The following is a 20531-nucleotide window of genomic DNA, read 5'->3' as shown; positions in this document are numbered from 1 at the left end:
TGTGTGGTGTCACCGGGTGTGGCCACCGGCTCAGACCGCCGGCACGTGGAAGAAGGTGTGCCGCGAGGCGATGCGGCCCTGCGGGGTCATCCGGAAGAAGTCCGCGAACCGCAGTTCGACCTCACCGCCGTCGTGCAGCACGCCGCGGAACAGGCCGTGCACCGCCACCTCGTCGTCGGTCGTGACGACGGTGGCCAGGGTGTGCACGCCGGTGCGGATCACCCGCTGGTCGCGGTAGAAGCGTTCCAGTTCGGCGTGCCCGACCATGGGTTCGTACCCGGGGCGGTGGTAGCGGGCGTCCGGGGCGAACAGGGCGACCAGCGCGGGCACGTCCCCGGCGTCGACGAGCTGGTAGTACCGGTGGACCTGGGACACCCCAAGCGCCGGGGTCACCGGGGTCGCCGGGTCGGCCGGGGCGGTCGGGGTTGCCGCGACCACCGGTGTTTCCGGTGGTGCCGGCGTTTCGTCGGGATGGGAGAGGGTGTGGACCATGCCGAGGTGCTTCCTGTGATCGCTGTCAGATGATCGGGGTCAGAGAGGTGTCAGAGGTGTCTGAGGTGTCATCAGAGGTGTCGGAGTCGTGTCACGTGGTGAGAGCGCCGGTACGGCCGCGGCGTCCGGGGCTTCGTCGAGCGCTTCGACCAGGCGCGCCGGCGTGGGTGCCTGGAACAGGGCGCCGAGGGTGAGTTCACGGCCGAACCTCACCCGCACCCGGTTGACCAGCCGGGTCGCGAGCAGGGAGTTGCCGCCCCGGTCGAAGAAGCCGTCGTCGGCTCCCACCGCGGGCAGGCCGAGCACCTCGGCGAACAGCTCGCACATCGTCCGCTCCGCCGGCGTCCGCGGTCCGGGCCCGGACGGTGCCGGGGCGGGGTCCGGGACGGGCAGCGCGGCCCGGTCGATCTTCCCCCTGGGTGTCAGCGGAAAGGCGTCGAGCGTGACGATCGCCGAGGGCACCATGTAGTCCGGCAGCACCTCGGAGGCGTGCTCCCGCACCGACGCCGCGTCGAGCCGCGCGCCCCCGGCCGGGACGACGTAGCCGATCAGCCGCCTGCCGGACGAGCCGCCCGGGCCCGCGACCACGGTCGCCTGGGCGACGGCGGGGTGCCCGGCCAGGACCGCGACCACGGTCGCCTGGGCGACGGCGGGGTGCCCGGCCAGGACCGCCTCGATCTCGCCCGGCTCGATGCGGAAACCGTGGAGCTTGACCTGCTCGTCCGCGCGGCCGAGGAACTCCAGCTCCCCCTCGGCGTTCCAGCGGACGACATCGCCCGTGCGGTACATCCGCTCGCCCGGGTCGCCGAACGGGCACGGCACGAACTGCTCGGCCGTCCGGCGGGGGTCGCCCAGGTACCCGCGTGCCACGCCCGCACCGGCGACGTACAGCATGCCCGCCACTCCCGGCGGCACCGGCGACAGCGCCTGGTCCAGGACGTACACCCGCCTGTTGTCCATCGGCCGGCCGAGGGGGACGACGTCGGGCACGGCCTGACCGGGGCGCAGCACCCTGCGCGTGGTGAACGTCGTGGCCTCGGTCGGGCCGTACCCGGCGACCACCACGGAGTCCGGGCACCGTGCCAGGACGCGCCGTACCGCGTCGGCCGGCACGATGTCACCGCCGGTCCACACCTGGCCGACCCCGGCCAGCGTGCCGGGGGACTCCTCGGCGAACACCCGGAACAGCCCGGCCGTCAGCCACAGCGCGCCGACCCGGTGGTCGACGATGAGCCGGTGGAGGTCCGAGAGCGCCAGCTCGCCGGGCGGGGCCACGATCACCCGGCCCCCGTTGAGCAGCGGCACCCACCACTCGTAGGTCGAGGCGTCGAAGGCGTGCGGGGAGTGTGCGAGCACACGCGGGCCGTCCTCGTCCCGCCAGCAGTGTTGCGCGGTCAGGCTGACGACGTTGCGGTGGCTCAGGGCCACGCCCTTCGGCGTGCCCGTGGACCCGGAGGTGTACAGGACGCACGCCAGGTGGTCCGGGCGCAGCGGTACGACGGGGTCGGTGGCGGGCTCGTCGGCGAGGCCGGGGTCGGCGTCGACGACGACACCCGGGGTGCCGTGGGCCAGTTCGTGGCCCTGGGTGGCCCGGTGGGTGAGCAGCACCGCCGCCCCGGTGTCCGCCAGGACGCGGCGCAGGCGGGCCGCCGGGGCCCGGGTGTCCAGCGGCACGTAGGCGCCGCCGGCCTTGCCGACCGCCAGGACCGACACCACCACGTCGACGGAGCGTTCCATGAGCACGGCCACCGGGCTGTCGCAGCGGACGCCCAGGGCGATGAGCCGGTGGGCCAGCCGGTTGGCCCGGGCGTTCAACTCCGCGTAGGTCAGGGTGGTTTCCCCGCACACCACGGCGGTGGCGTCGGGTGTGCGCCCGGCCTCGGCCGCGAAGGCGAGCGGCACCGTCGGGTGCGGGAGCGGACGCGTGGTGTGGTTGGCGGCCACGACGGTGCGGTGCCGTTCCTCGGGGGTGAGGAGGTCGGGCCGGCCGATCGGCCGGTCCGGGTCGGCGGCCATCGCGTCGAGGAACCGCAGGAACCGCCGCTGGTGGGCGGTGAGTTCGGCCTCGGAGTAGAGCGCGGGGTTGGCGTCGAGGTCGAGCCGGGGCGCGGTGCCGTCGGAGCGGTCGTAGACGGAGAACGAGAGGTCCTCGACCGGTCCGTTGGACAGGTTGTGCACGGTGGCCCGGACGCCCGCGAAGTCCAGGTGGTAGTAGAAGGACATGATGTTGACGACGGGCCCGAACAGGACCCGTTCCGACCGGGCCGGGTCCAGCTCCCTGCGCAGGTCCTCGCTGCGGTGGCGCTGGTGCGGGCGCTGGGCGGCGATCTCCTCGGCCACCTGTCGCGCGAGGGCGGACAGGCCCTGTTCCGGGTGCACGCGCAGCCGCAGCGGCACCACGTTCGCCACCATGCCGGGGACGGCCGGCGCGGCGGAGCCGGTGCGCCCGGTCACCGGCATGCTGAGCACGATGTCCCGTTCGCCGCTGAGGCGGTGGAGGTACGCGGCGGCCGTCGCGGTGAAGGCGGCGGGCCAGCTCGCGCCCGCGGGTCGGGCGGCCCGCCGCAGCGCGGCCACGGTGGGCGCGTCGAGGGTGCCGGTACGGCGCAGGAAGCCGTCCGAGGCGGCCGCCGAGCGGCTGGCGAGGCTGACCGGATCCGGCCGGCCGGCCAGCCGGGCCGACCAGAACGCCCGGTCCTGTCCGGGCTGTTCCGACGCGTGGTAGCCGGCGTCGTGCGCCAGCAGGAGGCTCAGCGGCCCGAAGGCCGGTCCTGCCCCGCCGCTGCCCCGGACCAGTACGGTGTAGGTCCTGGCGACGCGGCGCGCGATGAGCGACATGCTGAAGCCGTCGACCGCGATGTGGTGGACGCGCTGGTACCAGAGGAAGCGGTCCGGCGCGATGGCGAACAGGGCCTGGCGGAACAGCGGGCCCCGGGTGAGCGCGACCGGGGTGGACAGGTCGGCGCGCATCCACTGCTCGGCCGCCCGCTGCGGATCCGGTGTCGCCGTGAGGTCGACGTGGTCCATCGTCCAGTCGGGCGACGGGGTGACGACCTGCCGGGGGCCCTGGGCACCGTCGAGGAGGCGGACGCGCAGTGACTCGGTCTCGTCCACCACGCGCCGCACGGCCTTCTCGAACAGCTCCGCGTCGATCGGTCCGGGGATGTCCACGTACTCGCCGGTGTTGTACGCGGGGCTCCCGGGGCGCAGGTGGTGGGCGAACCAGATGCCGGACTGCGCCGACGACAGCGGCAGCTCGTGTGCGTCGCTCATCCGAGCTCCTCCAGGATGGCCGACAGCGCGTCGGCGAGGGGCACGACGTGGGGCGGCGACAGCATGTCGTGGTGGTTGCCTGGGGCCTCGACCACGGTCAGCGCCCCGTGGGTGCGTTCCCGCCAATGGGCGGGGACCACGGCCGGGCCGGCGAGCGCGGGGTCGGTCCCGGTACTGGTGAACAGGTGGATCGGTGTCCGCAGCCGTGCCGTCGACCGGTAGCGTCGGGCGGCGGCGCCGTTGGTGGTGAGGACCCGTGCCATGCGGCGCAGTTGTTCGGTGCGCGCCCGCTGGGGAAGGCGCTCGCGGGCGTGCGCGTCGTGGAGCAGCAGGGCGAGGGCGTCCTGCTCGTCGAGCTCGTGGTCGGGCCCGTCGGTGGATCCACCGGTGGACGCGGGCGCTGCGGCGTCGATGATCCCGAGGAATCCCGGGGGGTTCCCCTGTTCCTCCAGCAGGCGGGCCATCTCGAAGGCGACCAGCCCGCCGAAGGACCAGCCGGCCAGCAGGTACGGGCCGTCGGGCAGTTCGGACCGCAGCTCCCGAAGGTAGCGCCGCGCCTGTTCCTCGACGGTGGCCAGGGGCGGCTCGTCGGTGTTGTAGCCGACGGCTTCCAGACCGTGGACGGGCCGGCCGCCGGCGAGCCGTCCGCTCAGGTGGAGGAGGGAGCACACGTCGCCGCTCTGCGGGTGCACCAGGATCAGCGGCGCCCGGCGGCGGTCTCCTTCGGCCAGCGGAACGACGAGCCGGCGCAGGGCCCGCGAGGCGTCGGGCACCTCCGCGCACAGGCCCTCGACGGTGGGGTGGCGGAACACCGTGTTCAGCGGCACGGTGACCCCCCACTCCCGCCGGATCGTCTCCACGAGCTCGACCGCCCTGAGGGAATGCCCGCCCAGCGCGAAGAAGTCGTCCCGGACGCCCACCCGCGAGGTGCCCAGCACGCGCTCCCAGATGCCGGTCATCAGGAGTTCCAGCAGGTCCCGCGGCGGTAGCGCGCCCGTCTCGCGGCCGTGGCGGTCGGGTGCGGGCAGGGCCCCGCGGTCCACCTTGCCGTTGGTGGTCAACGGGATCCGGTCGAGTGCGGTCAGCGTGGTGGGCACCATGAACTCGGGCAGGGTCTCGCGCAGGGAACGCCGCAGGAGCGCCGGGTCACCGGGCTGGTCCTGCCACACCAGGTAGCCGGCCAGTTCGGCGTCCGTCCCGCCGCCGCGCACCGTCACCACGGCCCTGGCGACGCCGGGTTGGGCGCACAGCGCGGCCTCGACCTCGCCCAACTCGATCCGGTATCCGCGGATCTTCACCTGCTCGTCGGTGCGGCCGAGGAAGACGAGGCTGCCGTCCGGCAGGTACCGCGCCAGGTCGCCGGTCCGGTACAGCCGGCCGCCGTCGGCGCCGAACGGATCGGGCACGAAACGCTCGGCGGTCAGCCCGGGCCGGTTGGCGTACCCGCGGGTGACGCCGACCCCGCCGATGTGGATCTCCCCCGGGACGCCGACGGGCACCGGGGCGCCGGCGGAGTCCAGCAGGTGGATCCGCAGGTTGCCGAGCGGCCGGCCGATCGGCACGGACCCTCCGGGCCGGGCCAGGTCGCGTTCGGCGTCGACGCGCCGGGTGACACAGCCGACGGACGCCTCGGTGGGGCCGTAGCCGTTCCACAGCGTGGAGACCCGGTCGAGGAGCCGCCGGGCCAGGGCGGGCTGGAGCGGTTCGCCCACGCAGATCGCCTGGAACCGGCCGCCCCGCCATCCGCCGTCCAGCAGCAGGAGCCAGGTCGCCGGTGTGGCCATGAGCGTGGTGACGCCGAACTCGCGCAGCATCTCCGTCAGGCGCGGGCCGTCGACCGCGACCTCCGACGGGGCGATCACCACGCTCGCGCCCCAGGCCAGGGGCATGAGCACCTGGGGGACGATGACGTCGAAGGAGATCGAGGCCACCGAGGCGACGACGTCGTCCCCGCCGAGGTCCAGCTGCCGGCCGCGGACCACCAGGTAGTTGACCACGCCCTCGTGCGGGACCAGCACCGCCTTGGGGCGGCCGGTCGAACCGGAGGTGTAGATCGAGTACGCCAGGTTGGCGGGCACCGCGAGCGGTGGCAGCCGGTCCTCGGGCAGGGCCGCGACGTGCCCGGCCTCGGCGTCCATCCACACCGTGGTGGCGTCGTGCCGCGGCAGCCGGTCGGCCAGGGAGCGCCGGGTGAGCAGCAGCGGCACTTCGGCGTCGGCGAGCATGAACGCCATGCGCTGCGCCGGGAGGTCCGGGTCCAGTGGCAGGTAGGCGGCGCCCGACTTGAGGACGGCCAGCAGGGCCACGACCAGGTCCGCCGAACGCGGCAGGCACACGCCGACCAGGCGTTCCGGCCGGGCTCCGCGGGCTCGCAGGTGCCGGGCCAACCGGTTGGCCCGGCGGTCGAGTTCCCGGTAGGTCAGGCGCTCGGCGCCGCAGCGGACGGCCACCGCGTCGGGGGCCAGCCTGGCCTGCTCCTCGACCAGCTCGTGCACGCAGAGGTCCCTGGGGAAGGGTTCGTCGGTGGCGTTGGCGGCCACCAGCAGCGCTTCGCGCTCGGCCTCGGTGAGCAGGTCCAGCCGCGAGACGGGACGGTCGGGATCGCCGGACGCGGCGTCCAGCAACCGGAGGTAGTGGCCGACCAGACGCTCCACGCTCGCGCGGTCGAACAGATCGGTGTCGAAGGCCACCGTCCCGGTCGTGCCGGCCGGCCCGTCGGCCACCACCAGGCTGAGGTCGACCTTGGCCGTGCCGTTGTCGACGTCGATCCGTTCGCTCTCCGTCCCCGCCAGCCGGAGGGAGTCGGTCGGGTCGGACAGGCCGGCGAACATCACCTGGAACAGCGGATTGCGGTCGAGACCGCGGGCCGGGCGCAGCTCCTGCACCAGCCGTTCGAACGGCAGGTCCTGGTGCGCGTAGGCGTCCACGGCGGTCCGGCGGACCCGGTCGAGCAGTTCGGCGAAGCTCGGGTCGTCCGCGAGGTCGGTGCGGATGACCAGGGTGTTGATGAACGAGCCCACGAGCGGGTCGAGTTCGGGACGGGTCCGGCCCGCGACCGGCGTGCCGACCGCCACGTCGGACTGCCCGCTGTAGCGGGCGAGCAGGGCCTGGAACGCGGCGAGCAGCGTCATGAACATCGTCGCGCCGTGCCGCCGGCCCAACAGCCGCAACCGCCCGGCCAGTTCCTCGGGCACCGTGAAGCCGATGCGCTCGCCCCGGCCCGCGCGGACCGGTCCGCGCCTGCGGTCGGTGGGCAGGTCCAGCGGCGGGAGCCCGGACAGCTGTGCGCTCCAGTAGTCCAGTTGGCGCTGGAGGTGGTCCCCGGAGAGCCGGGCCCGCTGCCAGTGGGCGAAGTCCGCGTACTGGATCCGCAAGGGGGGCAGCTCGGGCTCGCGGCCTTCCAGCCGGCTCCGGTACGCCTCCGCCAGGTCGTCCCACAGCAGCGGCATCGACCAGCCGTCGACCGCGATGTGGTGGACCACCACCACCAGGACGTGTTCGTCCTCGTCGACCCGCAGCAGTGACGCCCGCAGCAGCGGGGCGCTGGCCAGGTCGAACGGGCGCAGGATCTCGGATCGGACGAGATCGAGGGCCAGCCGCGTCCGGAGTTCCGGGGGCTCGGTCCGCAGGTCCGTGACGGGGACGTCGAGCGGCCGGGCCGGCTGGAGCGAGGGGCTGGGGCGCCCGTCCTGCTCGGGGAAGGCGGTGCGCAGGACTTCGTGGCGCCGCACCAGCTCGGTGAAGCCGTGGCCGAGGGCGGCCACGTCCAGCGGGCCGCGCAGCCGGAAGACCTCGTGGACGTTGTACATCGCGGGTCCGTCGGACAGCCGCTCGACCAGCCACATGCGTTCCTGGGTGAACGACGTCACCCGCGCACCCTCCGGGCGGGGTGGGATCGTGGCCTCGGGTTCGCCCCCGGCGGCCCTGTTCCGGGCCGCGCGGACGCGCTGGTCGAGCAGGGCCCGTGCGGCGGCCGGCGTGGAACCGGTCGGCCGGCCGGGCTCGGGTCGGCTGTGCTGTGCCTTCACGGGTGACGGGCCTTTCCGGCGGGAAGCGGTTCCGCTTCGACGGCGGCGCCGAGGTCCGCCAGCAGGGCGGCGTCGATGCCGTCGGCGAGTTCGGCGACGGTCGGGTGGTGGAACAGCAGGACGACCGGCAGTTCGAGGTCGAGTGCCCGGCCGAGCCGGGACATGACCTTCGACGCGAGGAGCGAATGGCCGCCCAGCTCGAAGAAGTCGCTGTGCACGCCGTCCGGGGTCACACCGAGCACCTCGGCCCAGGTCTCCAGCACGAGCAGCTCGGTCTCGGTTTCGGTCCCGGTGGCGGGAGCGCCGGCCCGGTCGGCCTCGGGCCGCGGGGCCGCGGGCCGCCCGGTGGGGGTGGCGGGGGCGGGACGGCTCACCCGGAGGGCGGGCGGGGTCTCCCACGCCGACACCGGTCGTTCGGGACTGTCGGCGAGATGGTCGAGCAGCGCCCTGAAGCCCTCGCAGAGCTGTCGCACCGTGTCGTGGTCGAAGAGGTCGGCGGCGTAGCGGATGACGCCGGCGAAGCGGTCGCCGAGGTCCGTCAGGGAGACCTCGACGTCGAACTTCGCCACGACGTTCGGTATCGGATGGTCGCTCACGTCGAGTCCCGGCAGGCCGGACGGGAGCGCGGGCGGATCCTCCAGCTGGAACATGACGGTGACCAGCGGGTGCCGGCCGAGATCGCGTTCGGGCCGCAGCTCCTGCACCAGCCGTTCGAAGGGGACGTCCTGGTGGGCGTAGGCCTCCACCGCGCACCGCCGTACCCGGGAGAGCACGTCGGTGAAGTCCGGGTCGCCCGACAGGTCGGTGCGCAGGACGAGCGTGTTGACGAAGAAGCCGACCAGCGGCTCCACCTCGATCCGGGTCCGTCCGGAGATCGGCGTCCCCACCGTCACGTCGTCCTGTCCCGTGCAGCGCGCGAGCAGGACCTGGAAGGCGGCCAGCAGCGTCATGAACGGCGTCACCTCGTGGGCGCGCCCCAGTGCGCGGATCCGGTCGGTGAGCCCTGCGGGGATCTCGATCTCGACCTGGTCGCCCTGGCCCGACCACACGGCGGGTCGGGTTCGGTCCGTCGGGAGCGCCGACGGGCTCAGCTCGGCCAGGTGTTCGCGCCAGTAGGAGAGTTGGTCCCGCAGGGCCGTTCCGTCCTGGTGGCTCCGCTGCCATGCGGCGAAGTCGGCGTACTGGACGGGCAGCTCCGCCAGGGCGGCCGGCCGTCCGTGCACGGCGGCGCCGTACCAGGCGGAGAACTCCTGCCACAGCACCGACAACGACCAGCCGTCACAGGCGATGTGATGGATCACCAGGACCAGCAGGTGGTCGTCGGGGGCGACGCGGATCAGCCGGGCCCGCAGCATCGGAGCGGTCCCGAGGTCGAACGGGGTCGCCGTGTCGGCGGCCACCAGTCCCCGGGCCCGCCGCCAGGCCCGCTCCGCCGGGAGGTGCGTCAGATCGGTGATCGCCGGCACGAAGGTCTCGACCGGCTCCGTGACATGGCACGGGCCGTCCCCGGAGTCGACGATCCTGCCGCGCAACACCTCGTGGCGCCGCACGACTTCGGTCAACGCCCGGGTCAGCGCCCCCTCGTCCAGCCGGCCGCGCAGGCGGACCGCGGTCGGGACGTTGTGGTCCGGCCGCCCCGGCCGCAGCCGGTCGAGGAACCACAGCCGCTGCTGGGCGAAGGACAGCGGAGTCGGAGCGTGCGCACGCTGATCGGGGCCAGGCATGACGGATCCACCTTTCACGGCGATCGGGAACGCTTCGGCGCCCCGGAAATCCCTTTGCCGATTCGCTACTTCGCGAACAGTACGGCGGATACTAGGCAGCTCCCGTCTCACTCCGCAAGATCGGAACGAGGGATTCGGGCATCAGGACAATATTTACGCCAGCCCACCGGAATCCTTATCCAGATCGAACACGCTCAACGTCTAGCATTCGCGCGCCAGGCCCGGGCACGCGGACTGACGTGCCATCATGCGACCGCCGGCGCCCCCACTTCCATGGACGGGCGCCCCCGTGATAATTCTTCTGTCGCCAAGGCGGCGGCCCGACGGGCCCCTTTTCTGCCGGGCCTCGAATGTTCCGAACGAGATCGGTGAACCCATTGCGTGAACTCATCCGTTGTCCATGAACCCGCCCCCGTCGCATGAACTCGGAGAATTCGTGAAACGGAAACAGAGCCTGGTGGGTTCATTCGTCTCGCACGCCGCCACCCACCCCGGTGATCCGGCCTTGGTGTGGCGCGGAGAAGAGACGACCTACCGTGAACTCCACCGGCTGGCGGAGCGGGAGCGCCTGCGGATCGCCCGGCTCGCCCCGGACAGGGACGAGCCGATCGGCATCGTGGCCGCCAAGTCGCCCGCGACGATCGCCCTGGTGCTCGCCTGCCTGCTGGACGGGCGGCGCTTCCTGCTGCTGCCGGCGCCCACGCCGGACGGGAGAACGTCCCGCGCGCTGGTCGAACAGGCCGGGATCCGGCACGTCCTGTCGCCGGACGGCCCCGGGGCGCCCGGACCCGGGGCGGGTGCCCCGGACCGGCCGGTGGAACCGAGGGCGCCGCACCGCACCGAGCCCACCGACGTCTCCTTCATGTTCACCACCTCCGGTTCCACCGGGCGGCCGAAGATCGTGCCGCTGAGCACGGGGGCGGTGGACCGCTTCACCGACTGGGCCGGCGAGCGCTTCGGCATCCGCCGGGGAACGACGGTCCTCAACCACGCCCCACTCACCTTCGACCTGTGCCTGCTGGACATCTGGACCACGCTCAGGCACGGCGGCCGCGTCGTCCTGGTCGATCCGGCCCGGGCCACCCAACCGGGCCACCTGCTGGACCTCGTGTCCCGCCACGCGGTCCGAATCGTCCAGGCGGTACCGATGTTCTACCGGCTGCTGGTCGACGCGACCGCGCAGAGCGGCCGCCGGCTCGACACGGTCGAGCACGTCCTCTTCACCGGCGACAGCATGCCCGCCCGCTGCCTGGCCGAGCTTCCGCGCCTGTTCACCGGCGCGCGGTTCTACAACGTCTACGGCTGCACCGAGACCAACGACAGCTTCCTGCACGAGGTCGACGGCGCCGAGCCGACGGACGGCCCGGTGCCGATCGGGCGCCCGCTGCCCGGGGTCCACGCGGTCATCGTCGATGCCGACGGCGCGATCGTGACCGGGCCGGGACGCGGAGAGCTCCACGTCGCGACGCCGTTCCAGACCGACGGCTACCTGGACCGGGAACAGGACGCGGACAGGTTCGCGACCCACCACCACGAAGGGCGGACCCGGCGCTACTTCCGCAGCGGCGACCTCGTACGGCGTGACCGGGACGGCCGCATCACCCTGGAAGGCCGCAACGACCACCAGGTCAAGGTCCGCGGCGTGCGGGTCAACACCCACGAGGTCGAACAGGTACTGCTCGACCACCCCGACGTCGTCGAGGCGGCCGTGGTGGCCGCGCCCGACCCGGTGGCCGGCCGCCTGCTGCGCGGCGTGGTCCGCCGCGCCCCGGACAGCCCGCTGAACTCGCTGGCGCTGCGCCGGCACTGCGCACGACGGCTTCCGCTCACCGCGGTCCCCTCGACCCTGCTGATCGTGGACGACCCGCTGCCCAGGACGTCCACCGGAAAGATCGACCGCGCGCGCACCGAGCGCGCCTGCCCCCCGTCCCAGCCGAACGAAGGAACGGCCACGTGAAACACGCCGCGGTAGTCACGCAGTTCATCATCGAGGAGTTCCTGCCGGACGTCGACGCGAACGAGCTGGACGCCGACTACGACCTCGTGGACGGCGGGGTCATCGACAGCCTCGGCCTGCTCAAGACGATCGCCTGGCTCGAGGACCGCTTCGACCTGCACGTCGAGGAGTTCGACCTCGACCCCGACAGCTTCCGCTCCGTCGGCTCGATCAGCGGGTTCATCGAACAGGCCCAGCGGCACCGGACGGAATCCCACTAGTCATGCACGAGGTGCTGCGAGCGCTGATCGACCGGGACCGCACCGTCGACCAGGAGATGTGGGGGTCCTTCTGGGACCGGCTGCGTGACGGCGCCCTCCGGTCCGGCGAGACGGTGGCGCTGCTGTCCTCGCTGTCCACCCTGATGCCCGACGGGGACACGCTGGTCGCGATGCTCCGCTCGCTGGACGAGCGACGGCCGGCCGTGGCAGGGCGGTCGGCCGTCGCCGCGCGGCCGGACGGCACCGCCAACATCGTCGGCACCGGAGGCGGGCCGGCCACGTTCAACATCTCCACCGCGGCGGCGTTCGTCGCCGCCACCATGGGTGTCCGCGTCGTCAAGACCGGATCCCGCGCCTACACGAGCACCTGCGGCTCCCACGACCTGCTCGACCGTCTCGGCATCGCGACGACCACCTCGTACGAGCAGACCGACGACCTGCTGGAACGCTTCGGCATCGCCTTCCCCGGGAACTTCGTCTACCCGCGGGAGATCGCGCTGCTGGCCCGCAGCATCGTGCCGATGGACCTGCGGATGATCGGCGGGTTCGTCAACTCCGTCGGCCCCTTCCTCGCCGCGGTGCCGGTCTGCGCCCAGATCGTCGGCGTCTCGGACCGTTCGCTGCTGCCGGCCCTGGGCGAGGTCGCCGCAACCGTCGCCGGCCGGAGGATCTGGCTCTGCTCCAACGAGCTGGGAGTCGACGAGCTCGTCGACTCCGTCGACAACGTCGTCCTCACCAATGACGGCACCGACGGGTTCAGCCTGCGGGCCGGGGCTCCCGGGACCGGGGCCGGAGCGATCGCCGGACTGCGGCCGGCCGCAGCGGGCGAGGACGTGGTCGACCATTTCCTCGGCGTGCTCTCCGGAGAGCGGACGGGCCCCGCGACGCGGACCGTCCGCCTGAACGCCGCCGCACTCGCGGTCGCGAGCGGGCTGGTCGCCGAGTGGCCGGAGGCGGTCAGGGCGGCCGACGACGCCCTGCGCAGCGGCGCCGCACGCGACCTCGTCGACCGCCTGCGCGCGCACCCGGCGCGCCGCGCGGTGGCCACGGCGCGTGCGCGGTGAGCGCGTTCTTCGCCCGCCGGCCACCGGACCAGCCCGGCCTGGCGGTGTTCCTCAACGCCGGAGACCCCCCGCTGCCCGTGCTGGCCGACGTCATGCGGATGCTCGACGACTGCCGCGTGGACTGCCTGGAGCTGGCGGTGCCCTTTCCCGACTCGGTCACCGACGGGCCCGTCATCCGCCGATCGGCCCAGCGGGCCCTGGCGGAAGGCGTCGGACTCGACGAGGTGCTCGACTTCCTCGGCGGGATCCTGCCCCGGCTGCGCCACCTGAAGGTGGCGCTGCTGGCCGACTGGAGCCATACGGTCAGAGGCCTGACCGTGCCCGGCTTCGTCCGGCGGGTCGCCGACTCGGGCGTCGACGGGCTGCTGGTCCACGGCCTGCCACCACGGCTGCGGGCCGACTGCCTCGAAGCCGTGCGGCAGGCGGGGGTGCCCATGGTCGCCACCTGCTACCCCACCTCGGCGGCCGCGGTGAAGGCCGCGGCCGCCGAGTGCGCCACCGCGTACCTGTACCTGGTGGCGCACTACGGCCGCAGCGGCGGCGGCCTCACGGCCGACCACCGGGAGCTCGCCGCCACCCTGGCCGCACTGCGGAGGACGACCGCCGCGAGGACGACCGCCGTGCCGATCGCCGTCGGCTTCGGCGTCCGCTCCAGGACGGACATCGCCCTGCTGCACGGTCTCGGTGCCGACGCCGCGGTCGTGGGCAGCGCCGGGGTCGCCCGGATCGAGCGGGCCCTCTCCGAAGGGGCCGACGTGGTCGAGGAGTTCCACACCTTCGCACACACCCTTTCACCGTATTCAGCACCCTACTAGGAGGTACATCAGATGATCGTCCGACGCCTTGACGAGGTGACGTCCGTGGACTGGGGCAACGGGCTCAGCCGCAGGTTCCTCCTCGACTCCGACGGTCTGGGCTACACGGTCACGGACACCGTCGTCCGCGCCGGCACCAGGTCCAGGCTGGAGTACCGCCGCCACCTGGAGGCCTGCTACTGCATCGAGGGAAAGGGTGAGGTCGTGGACGCCGACGGCACGTCCCACCCGATCGAGCCGGGCACGCTGTACGCGCTCGACCGGCACGACGCCCACTTCCTGATCGCGAGCCAGGACGAGGACCTCCGCCTGGTGTGCGTTTTCTCGCCCGCGCTGCGCGGCGACGAACGCCACAACCTGGACTCGGCCGAGTTCTCCGAGTACTGACGGGGCTGACGGATGATCAGGTGGAACGCCGACCAGATCGCGCTGGGCGAGGGGATCGGCCGCTGGTGCGAGGACCTCAGCTCGGGCCATCTCGAAGCGGACGCGCAGGGCACCTTCCCATGGGACAAGTGGAGACTGATCCAGCGGTCGGGAATCCTCGGCCTGCCGTTCGACGAGCAGTGGGGCGGGCTGGGCCAGGACCTGCTCACCACCATGTACGTGCTCGAACAGCTCGGCACCGGGTGCCGTGACGGCGGGCTGAACTTCTCGGTCGCCACCCACCTGGTCAGCGTCGGAGTCCCGCTGCAGCGGTTCGGCTCGCCGGAGCTCAGGGCGCGCCACCTGCCGGGGATCTGCTCGGGAGAGACGATCGGGGCGCACGCGATCAGCGAGCCCGGGAGCGGATCCGACGCGCTGGCGATGACAACCACGGCCACCCGCGAGGACAACGGCTTCGTGCTGCGCGGCGGCAAGTCCTTCGTCACCAACGGCCCGGTGGCCGACGTGTTCGTGGTCTACGCGCGCACCCACCCGGACGGCGGCCCGCTCGGCATCACCGCCTTCCTCGTGGAGCGGGACACCCCGGGGCTCGTCGTCGGGCCCCCCGTCGCCACCATGGGGCTGCGGACCGCGCCGCTGGGCGAACTGCACTTCGACGACTGCAGGATCCCCGCGTCCGCGGTGATCGGCCGGGTCGGATCCGGGTTCCTGGTCCTGGACCACGTGATGAAGTGGGAGATCCTCTGCTCCTTCGTCATCACCACCGGTCAGATGCGGTACCGGCTCGACCGCTGCGTCGAGTACGCCAGGGAACGCGTCCAGTTCGGCCGGCCGATCGGCTCGTACCAGTCGGTCTCCCACCGGATCGTGGACATGGGGATCGGCCTGGACACCGCGCGGAAATGGCTCTACGACACGGCGGTCCGGCTGACGGCGGGCGAGAACGTCACGAGGGACATCGCCGCCTGCAAGCTCCTCGCCAGCGAGAGCAACCTCTCCTCCGCGCTGGCCGCCGTGCAGGTCTTCGGCGGCAGCGGATACCTGACCGAGTACGGACTGGAGAAGGACGTGCGCGACGCGGTCGCCGGCCCGATCTACTCGGGCACCTCGGAGATCCAGCGCAACCGCATCGCCGCCATGCTGGGGCTCGGCACCTGATGCTGGTCAAGATCTGCGGAGCCACCTCGGCGGAGGACGTGGCCTCCCTCGACCGCGCCGGAGTCGACCTCGTCGGCCTGTGGCACGGCGTTCCCGGGGGCCGATCTGATCTGACGCTTCGTCAACTGACGGTGCTGGCAGACCTGGTGCACCGGACGGCGCGACTGCGTCCGGTCCTCGTGACCTTCCTCGCCGACGCCGAGGCACTGCGCACGGCGACGGCCGCGGCCCGGGTGCGGTGGGTCCAACTGCACGGCTACCAGCCGCCGGGCCTGGTCCGCGCGCTGAAGCGCAGCACGGACCTCGACGTGGTCAAGGTGCTGCACCTCGGTGCGGACACCCGCGCGGAGCTGTCCCTGATCCCGGCGTACGAGCGGGCGGGAACGGACCTCTTCCTGCTGGACGCCGTGGCCGGGGACGGCCGGATCGGCAGTACCGGGCAACCGGCCGGCTGCGAGGCCGTCGTCGAGGTCGCGGACCGCCTCTCGCGGCCCTTCCTGCTGGCCGGCGGCATCTCGGCCGACAACCGGGAGGACTACCGGGCGGTGCTGGACCACCCCCTGTTCCTCGGCATCGACGTGGACACGGCGGCCAGGGGCCCCGACGGACGGCTGAGCACCGACCGGGTCACGGCCGTACGGCGCGCCTGGCGGGTGGCGGACGACACCGGGGCGGCGGGATGACGGCCGAGTTCATCGAGGCGCTGCTGGACGCCCGCCGACCGGTGATCATGGAGCTCAAACGCCAGGACGCCACCGGGCACGACCTGTTCGGTGACAGGTCGGCCGCCCGTCTGGTCGCCGACTACCAGGACGTCGGCGCACCCTGCCTGTCCGTGGTGACCGGGCGGTGGTTCGGCGGCACCCCGGACCTGCTGCGCGAGGTCGTGGCAGCGACGGACCTGCCCGTGCTGCAGAAGGACTTCATCACCCGCCGGGACCAACTGCACCAGGCCCGCGAGATCGGCGCCTCCGCGGTCCTGCTCACCGCCACGCTGCTGCCGCGCGCCACCCTGGGCCGTCTGGTCGACCTCGCCCTGCGCCTGGGCCTGACACCGTTCGTCGAGGTCACCACCGAGGAGGAGATCAGTCGCGTGCCACGCGCCGAGGAGTGCGTGGTCGCGGTGAACAACAAGGACATCGCCACCCGCGAACGCGGCGCGGGCGACCTCGGGCGGAGCTCCTCGCTGCTGCCCGCGGTGCTGCGCAGCGGCACCCGGTGCCCGGTGAGCGCCGGCGCCATCCAGGGCCCCGACGACGCCGCCCGCCTGCTCGGGGAGGGCTTCGCCGGTGTGCTCGTCGGGACGGGCCTGCTGCGCGCGGCCAGCCTGCCGCGATGGCTGGACGGCCTCGACGCCCGCCTCGACACCCGTATTGGCACCCGTATTGGCACCCGTATTGGCACCACCCCCGACACCGACCGCGAACCGGCTCCACCCGGCCGCCGCCCGGCGGCACCCCCGACCACCGACACCTGGAGGTAACGGCATGACCAGCGAAGCATCCGAGCAGTGGAAGGTCGTCGTCAACGACGAGGAGCAGTACTCGATCTGGTCCGCCGACCGGAAGTCGCCGGCGGGCTGGCACGAGGTCGGCGTCCGGGGTGCGAAGGACGAGTGCCTCGCGCACATCGAACGCGTGTGGACCGACATGCGCCCACGCAGCCTGCGCCTGCGGTCCGTCCCGGAGGGCGGTGCGCGGTGAACCGGACGACCGCACCGCACGCTGCGCGCCCGGCGACCGGGCCCATGCTCTCCACCGCCCTGGATCTCGCGGAGTGCCGGGCCCGGGGCTGGGTCGTCGTCGACTCCGTGGTCGACGGCCTGGCCATGGGCGGCACCAGGATGACCGAGGGGGTGACCGAGCGGGAACTGGCCCGGCTCGCCAGGGCGATGACCCACAAGCTGGCACTGGTCGACCTGCCCATCGGTGGCGCCAAGGCCGGCATCGCCCCCGATCCGGGCGCCACCGTCGAGCGGCGGGCGGTGATGCGGGGGTTCGGCCGCGCCGCGGCCCCGCTGCTGCACGGCGGGGTGTACCTGGGGTGCGACCAGGGCACCACCTACGCCGACCGGCAGCTGGCCTTCGAGGCCGCCGGGTACGACGTCACCCGCCGTCCCGGCACCACCCGTCTCACCGTGGACTGGGCCGAACTGTGGGACCACATGGCCGACATCACCGGGTTCGGCGTGGCCGTCGCGGTGCTCGGCGCCCTCCGGGCCTCCGGTGCGCGGACCCCGCAGCGCGTCGCGATCCAGGGCTTCGGCACCGTCGGGCGCGCGGTGGCCGCTCACCTGGCCGCCCATGGCCACCGGGTGGTGGCCGTGGCCGACGTCCGGGGCACCGTCGAGGACCAGCGCGGACTGCCCGTCGCCGAACTCACCGCGCTCACCAGCAGCGACGGCACGATCGACCGGAGCCGACTGCCCGGGCAGGTCACGGTCCACGGGCCCGGGCAGGCGTGGCTGCACGTCGACGCCGACGTGCTGGTGCTGGCGGCGTCCGCCGCCGCGGTCGACGAGGAGGCGGTGCCGGCGGTGCGGGCCCGTCTGGTGGTCGAGGGCGGGAACATGAGCTGCACCGCTCCGGCCCGCCGGCTGCTGCGCGAGGCCGGCCACACCGTCCTGCCGGACGTGGTCGTCAACGTCGGCGGGGCGGCGGCCACCGGGTGCGTGCTCGCCGGGCTGGCCCCGTCCGACCTGCCGCTCCCCCAGCTGTCCGCGTGGCTGCGCGAGTGGGTCTCCGACAGGGTCGCCCGGAACTGCGAGCTGGTGCAGGAGCTGAGCGCCTCGGGCAGTGCCGATCCGGTCGCGGAGCTCCTCTCCTCGCGCGGAACCCCGGCCGGTGCCGCCGCCCCGGGGGCGCCGGCCGGGTGGTGAACCGGCCGCAGGACGCGGGACCGGGTGCCGGGTCGTCCCCGGCGGGAGACGACCCGGCACCCGGCTGTCCCGGACCTACCAGCGGCCGCGCGAGGGCGCGGGGTTGAGCTTGGCGGCGAGCGCCGACAGGAAGGTCGGGAGCTTGTCGACCATGGACTTGGGGACCGGGACGGTCTGGACGGTGTCCCGCCGCACGTCCTGGACGACGAGGGTGTAGGTGCCGTTCTCCTCGACGAGTTCGGCGGCGTAGAGCAGGGTTTCGGTGGAGGTCCGCATCGGGGGTCCTAGGCTTGGGTGTGGTTGAGCCAGGCGGTCCACGCCTCGGTGGCCCGCTGCTCGTCGGTGTTCTCGGCGAACACGTGGTGGGCCAGCCAGATCGGCGTGTTCCAGGTGCTGCCGTTGAAGAAGCGGTAGAGCGTGTCCGGGCCGCGCAGCCCGACGAAGTCGGGGCTGAGCCAGTCCACGACCACCTCCTCCGGGCCGCCGTCCCGGCCGGGGACGTGGAGGGCGAGCCGGTCGCCGACGGCCGCGTCCTCGGCGAGGCCGAGGCGTCGGCGCAGGGCGGCGAAGTCGGCCGGGTCGGCGGTGGGTTCGGGGCGCATGGCCTTGACGTAGACGGCGGGGCGGCCGGCGAAGTGCCGCAGGTACTCGGCGAGGCTGTGCTGGTAGAAGTGGACGTGCTTCTCGGCCGCGTCCGCCTTCCGGTCCCAGATCTCGTCCCAGACGCCCTGGTGCACCCAGTGGATCCCCATCCGCAGGTGGCTCGTTCCGCCGTCGGCCGGCTCGATCCGGTAGCTGAGCGTGTTGGAGAACTCGTCGCCCAGGGTCGCCCGGACGGCGAAGTGGCTCGTCGGCTCCCACGCCACGACGGTGCTCTCGGCCCGGGTGACCTTTCCGCCGACGCGCGGCTCGATCTCCATCGGGTACAGCCAGCCGAGGTTGCCGGCTCCGGTGGCGACCGCGGCCCAGACCTGTTCGGGGGTCGCGGGCAGGTCCTGTTCCTTGCGGACCTCGAACTCTCGGGCCATGGTCGGGTTCTCCTTCGTCGTCGTCATGGGCCAGTGGTCGTCATGGGTCAGTAGCCGACCGGGAGGGCGCTCAGCCGCCGCTGCAGCGGGTTGGGCCGCCACTCCAGCGCCGCCCCGTCGGCCAGCCGCAGCCCGGGCAGCCGGCGCACCAGGGTGCCGACGGCCACCTCCGCCTGGAGCTTGGCCAGCGGGCCGCCGAGGCAGAAGTGCGGGCCGTGGCCGAAGCTGAGGTGGCGGTTGTCGGGTCGGGTCAGGTCGAGCCGGTCGGGGTCCTCGAAGCGCTCGGGGTCCCGGTTGGTCGCGCCGAGGAACAGGTAGACCAGCTCGCCCTCGCGCAGCGTCCGCCCGCCGATCTCCAGGTCCTGCGCGACGACCCGGACGATCGCCTGGGTCACCGTGTCGTAGCGGGCCAGTTCCTCGACGGCGCCGCGGATCAGCCCCGGGTCCGCGCGCAGCCGGGCCAGCTGGTCGGGGTGGCGCAGCAGGGCCAGCATGCCGTTGCCGATCAGCTGGGTGGTGGTCTCGTCGCCGGCGGTGATCAGCACGAAGCAGGTGGACAGCAGTTCGGAGTCGGTGAGCCGGTCGTCCTGCTCCTGGGTGGCGACCAGGGCGCTGATCAGGTCGTCGCCCGGGTCGGCCCGGCGGCTCCGGATGAGGCGGGCGAGGTACTCCTCGTACTGGTCGATCGCCTCCTCGGACTTGTCGAGGTCCTCGCTCAGCCGGCCGAAGCGGCTGAACCAGGTCTTGACCTGCGGGAGGTCCTCGTCCGGGATGCCGAAGAGCCGGCAGACGACGGCCATCGGCAGCGGGGCGGCGACGGCCTCGATCAGGTCCATGGCCGGCCCGGCCTGGACGGCCCGGTCGATCAGCTGGTCGACGATCCGCTGGACGCCGTCGCGCAGGGCCTCGACGCGCCGGGCGGTGAAGGCCCGATTGGCGAGCTTGCGCAGCCGGGCGTGGTCCGGCGGGTCGGTGTTGGACATCACCCGGCCGAGCCGGTCGGTGAGCCGGCTGAAGGCCTTGAGGTCGCCGCCGAGGGCGACGTAGGCGCGGGTCATCCGGTCCCGGTCGTTGGACAGCCGCGGGTCGGTCAGCGCCGCCTCGACGTCGGCGTACCGGGTGAGGTACCAGATGCCCTGGGCGCTGCGGTGGACCGGGCTCTCGCTGCGCATCCGGGCGTAGAACGGGTACGGGTCGCGGCGGGCCTCGGGGGTGAGCAGGTCCGCGGCGTGGTCATGCGGCTCGGCGAGGTCGCGGGGCTCGGGGGTGAGCAGGTCCGAGGCGGGGTGGCGGGGCCGGGCGGGGGGGGGGGGGGGGGGGGGGGGCCCGCCGGGGGGGGGGGGGGGGGGGGGGGGGGGGGGGGGGGGGGCATCGGCACGGGGTCTCCCGGTGAGGGTCGGGAAGTGCTCGTGGGGGAGCGCTGGCCCAGGTATCCCCCTTGACGTGCCTTGGTCAAACTGGGGAGGG

17 protein-coding genes are annotated in these 20531 nt (G+C 73.3%); 10 read left to right on the top strand and 7 right to left on the bottom strand.

The genetic code is table 11. The annotated features are described in order from the left end of the window. Window positions 1–30 precede the first annotated feature (30 nt). From ACGF0D_RS38635 to ACGF0D_RS38620, 4 genes are all read right to left on the bottom strand, one after another. Window positions 31–438: a nuclear transport factor 2 family protein gene (locus ACGF0D_RS38635; RefSeq protein WP_392924614.1), complete on the bottom strand. Its 408-nt coding sequence runs from the start codon at window positions 436–438 to the stop codon at window positions 31–33. Window positions 439–531: 93 nt separating this feature from the next. Further along, entirely contained in the window at window positions 532–3765 is a 3234-nt protein-coding gene (locus ACGF0D_RS38630) for an amino acid adenylation domain-containing protein (protein ID WP_392924611.1), read from the bottom strand. Continuing rightward, window positions 3762–7634: an amino acid adenylation domain-containing protein gene (locus ACGF0D_RS38625; protein ID WP_392924608.1), complete on the bottom strand. Its 3873-nt coding sequence runs from the start codon at window positions 7632–7634 to the stop codon at window positions 3762–3764. Before ACGF0D_RS38625 ends, ACGF0D_RS38630 begins: the two co-directional genes overlap by 4 nt. 155 nt (window positions 7635–7789) lie before the next feature. Next, a complete protein-coding gene (locus ACGF0D_RS38620) occupies window positions 7790–9517 on the bottom strand; it encodes a condensation domain-containing protein (protein ID WP_392924605.1) in 1728 nt (575 codons plus the stop codon). Between the two features lie 457 nt (window positions 9518–9974). On the opposite strand from ACGF0D_RS38620, the gene ACGF0D_RS38615 reads away from it, so the two are divergent. The 10 genes from ACGF0D_RS38615 to ACGF0D_RS38570 are packed head-to-tail and all read left to right on the top strand — an operon-like array spanning window position 9975 to window position 18036. After that, window positions 9975–11474, top strand: a complete 1500-nt coding sequence (locus tag ACGF0D_RS38615; RefSeq protein ID WP_392924602.1) for an AMP-binding protein — start codon at window positions 9975–9977, stop codon at window positions 11472–11474. Beyond that, entirely contained in the window at window positions 11471–11734 is a 264-nt protein-coding gene (locus ACGF0D_RS38610; RefSeq protein ID WP_392878948.1) for an acyl carrier protein, read from the top strand. The genes ACGF0D_RS38615 and ACGF0D_RS38610 overlap by 4 nt, the downstream gene beginning before the upstream one ends. Window positions 11735–11736: 2 nt before the next feature. Next, window positions 11737–12798: an anthranilate phosphoribosyltransferase gene (locus ACGF0D_RS38605; protein WP_392924599.1), complete on the top strand. Its 1062-nt coding sequence runs from the start codon at window positions 11737–11739 to the stop codon at window positions 12796–12798. Beyond that, window positions 12795–13613: a tryptophan synthase subunit alpha gene (gene trpA / locus ACGF0D_RS38600; protein WP_392924596.1), complete on the top strand. Its 819-nt coding sequence runs from the start codon at window positions 12795–12797 to the stop codon at window positions 13611–13613. Before ACGF0D_RS38605 ends, trpA begins: the two co-directional genes overlap by 4 nt. 12 nt (window positions 13614–13625) lie before the next feature. Continuing rightward, window positions 13626–14000, top strand: coding sequence for an ectoine synthase (locus ACGF0D_RS38595; protein ID WP_392878940.1), 375 nt, complete (start codon window positions 13626–13628; stop codon window positions 13998–14000). A gap of 12 nt (window positions 14001–14012) precedes the next feature. After that, window positions 14013–15158, top strand: a complete 1146-nt coding sequence (locus tag ACGF0D_RS38590) for an acyl-CoA dehydrogenase family protein (protein ID WP_392924593.1) — start codon at window positions 14013–14015, stop codon at window positions 15156–15158. After that, window positions 15158–15841 (top strand): N-(5'-phosphoribosyl)anthranilate isomerase, encoded by a 684-nt coding sequence (locus ACGF0D_RS38585; RefSeq protein WP_392924591.1) that lies wholly within the window; start codon window positions 15158–15160, stop codon window positions 15839–15841. Before ACGF0D_RS38590 ends, ACGF0D_RS38585 begins: the two co-directional genes overlap by 1 nt. Continuing rightward, window positions 15838–16641, top strand: a complete 804-nt coding sequence (locus ACGF0D_RS38580) for an indole-3-glycerol-phosphate synthase (protein WP_392924588.1) — start codon at window positions 15838–15840, stop codon at window positions 16639–16641. Before ACGF0D_RS38585 ends, ACGF0D_RS38580 begins: the two co-directional genes overlap by 4 nt. A 4-nt stretch (window positions 16642–16645) precedes the next feature. Further along, complete coding sequence (locus ACGF0D_RS38575) at window positions 16646–16861, top strand: MbtH family protein (RefSeq protein ID WP_392924585.1); 216 nt, start codon at window positions 16646–16648, stop codon at window positions 16859–16861. A gap of 44 nt (window positions 16862–16905) precedes the next feature. After that, window positions 16906–18036: a Glu/Leu/Phe/Val dehydrogenase dimerization domain-containing protein gene (locus ACGF0D_RS38570; protein WP_392924583.1), complete on the top strand. Its 1131-nt coding sequence runs from the start codon at window positions 16906–16908 to the stop codon at window positions 18034–18036. Between the two features lie 75 nt (window positions 18037–18111). Here the strand turns inward: ACGF0D_RS38570 and ACGF0D_RS38565 are convergent, their stop codons facing one another. From ACGF0D_RS38565 to ACGF0D_RS38555, 3 genes are read right to left on the bottom strand one after another with little or no spacing between them, the layout of a single operon-like run. Further along, complete coding sequence (locus ACGF0D_RS38565; RefSeq protein WP_392878928.1) at window positions 18112–18312, bottom strand: hypothetical protein; 201 nt, start codon at window positions 18310–18312, stop codon at window positions 18112–18114. A gap of 8 nt (window positions 18313–18320) precedes the next feature. Further along, window positions 18321–19091 carry an SRPBCC domain-containing protein gene (locus ACGF0D_RS38560; protein WP_392924580.1) on the bottom strand — a complete coding sequence of 257 codons (771 nt, stop codon included), beginning with the start codon at window positions 19089–19091 and terminating at the stop codon, window positions 18321–18323. Between the two features lie 20 nt (window positions 19092–19111). After that, the gene (locus tag ACGF0D_RS38555; RefSeq protein ID WP_392924577.1) at window positions 19112–20236 is read right to left on the bottom strand and encodes a cytochrome P450; all 1125 of its coding nucleotides are present in this window, start codon (window positions 20234–20236) and stop codon (window positions 19112–19114) included. Between the last annotated feature and the right edge of the window lie 295 nt (window positions 20237–20531).

This window comes from Kitasatospora sp. NPDC048298, assembly GCF_043201465.1.
Lineage (GTDB): Bacteria > Actinomycetota > Actinomycetes > Streptomycetales > Streptomycetaceae > Kitasatospora.
Note: the sequence above shows the minus strand (reverse complement) of the source record. Positions and strands in the feature narration are given on the sequence as shown.

Excerpts from the sequence above, each read along its gene's own strand:
- ACGF0D_RS38605 (WP_392924599.1), top strand. The coding sequence starts at position 11,737 with ATGCACGAGGTGCTGCGAGCGCTGATCGACCGGGACCGCACCGTCGAC.
- ACGF0D_RS38580 (WP_392924588.1), top strand. The coding sequence starts at position 15,838 with ATGACGGCCGAGTTCATCGAGGCGCTGCTGGACGCCCGCCGACCGGTG.
- ACGF0D_RS38560 (WP_392924580.1), bottom strand. The coding sequence starts at position 19,091 with ATGACGACGACGAAGGAGAACCCGACCATGGCCCGAGAGTTCGAGGTC.
- ACGF0D_RS38565 (WP_392878928.1), bottom strand. The coding sequence starts at position 18,312 with ATGCGGACCTCCACCGAAACCCTGCTCTACGCCGCCGAACTCGTCGAG.
- ACGF0D_RS38575 (WP_392924585.1), top strand. The coding sequence starts at position 16,646 with ATGACCAGCGAAGCATCCGAGCAGTGGAAGGTCGTCGTCAACGACGAG.
- ACGF0D_RS38570 (WP_392924583.1), top strand. The coding sequence starts at position 16,906 with ATGCTCTCCACCGCCCTGGATCTCGCGGAGTGCCGGGCCCGGGGCTGG.
- ACGF0D_RS38620 (WP_392924605.1), bottom strand. The coding sequence starts at position 9,517 with ATGCCTGGCCCCGATCAGCGTGCGCACGCTCCGACTCCGCTGTCCTTC.
- ACGF0D_RS38595 (WP_392878940.1), top strand. The coding sequence starts at position 13,626 with ATGATCGTCCGACGCCTTGACGAGGTGACGTCCGTGGACTGGGGCAAC.
- ACGF0D_RS38590 (WP_392924593.1), top strand. The coding sequence starts at position 14,013 with ATGATCAGGTGGAACGCCGACCAGATCGCGCTGGGCGAGGGGATCGGC.
- ACGF0D_RS38555 (WP_392924577.1), bottom strand. The coding sequence starts at position 20,236 with ATGCGCAGCGAGAGCCCGGTCCACCGCAGCGCCCAGGGCATCTGGTAC.
- ACGF0D_RS38585 (WP_392924591.1), top strand. The coding sequence starts at position 15,158 with ATGCTGGTCAAGATCTGCGGAGCCACCTCGGCGGAGGACGTGGCCTCC.
- ACGF0D_RS38630 (WP_392924611.1), bottom strand. The coding sequence starts at position 3,765 with ATGAGCGACGCACACGAGCTGCCGCTGTCGTCGGCGCAGTCCGGCATC.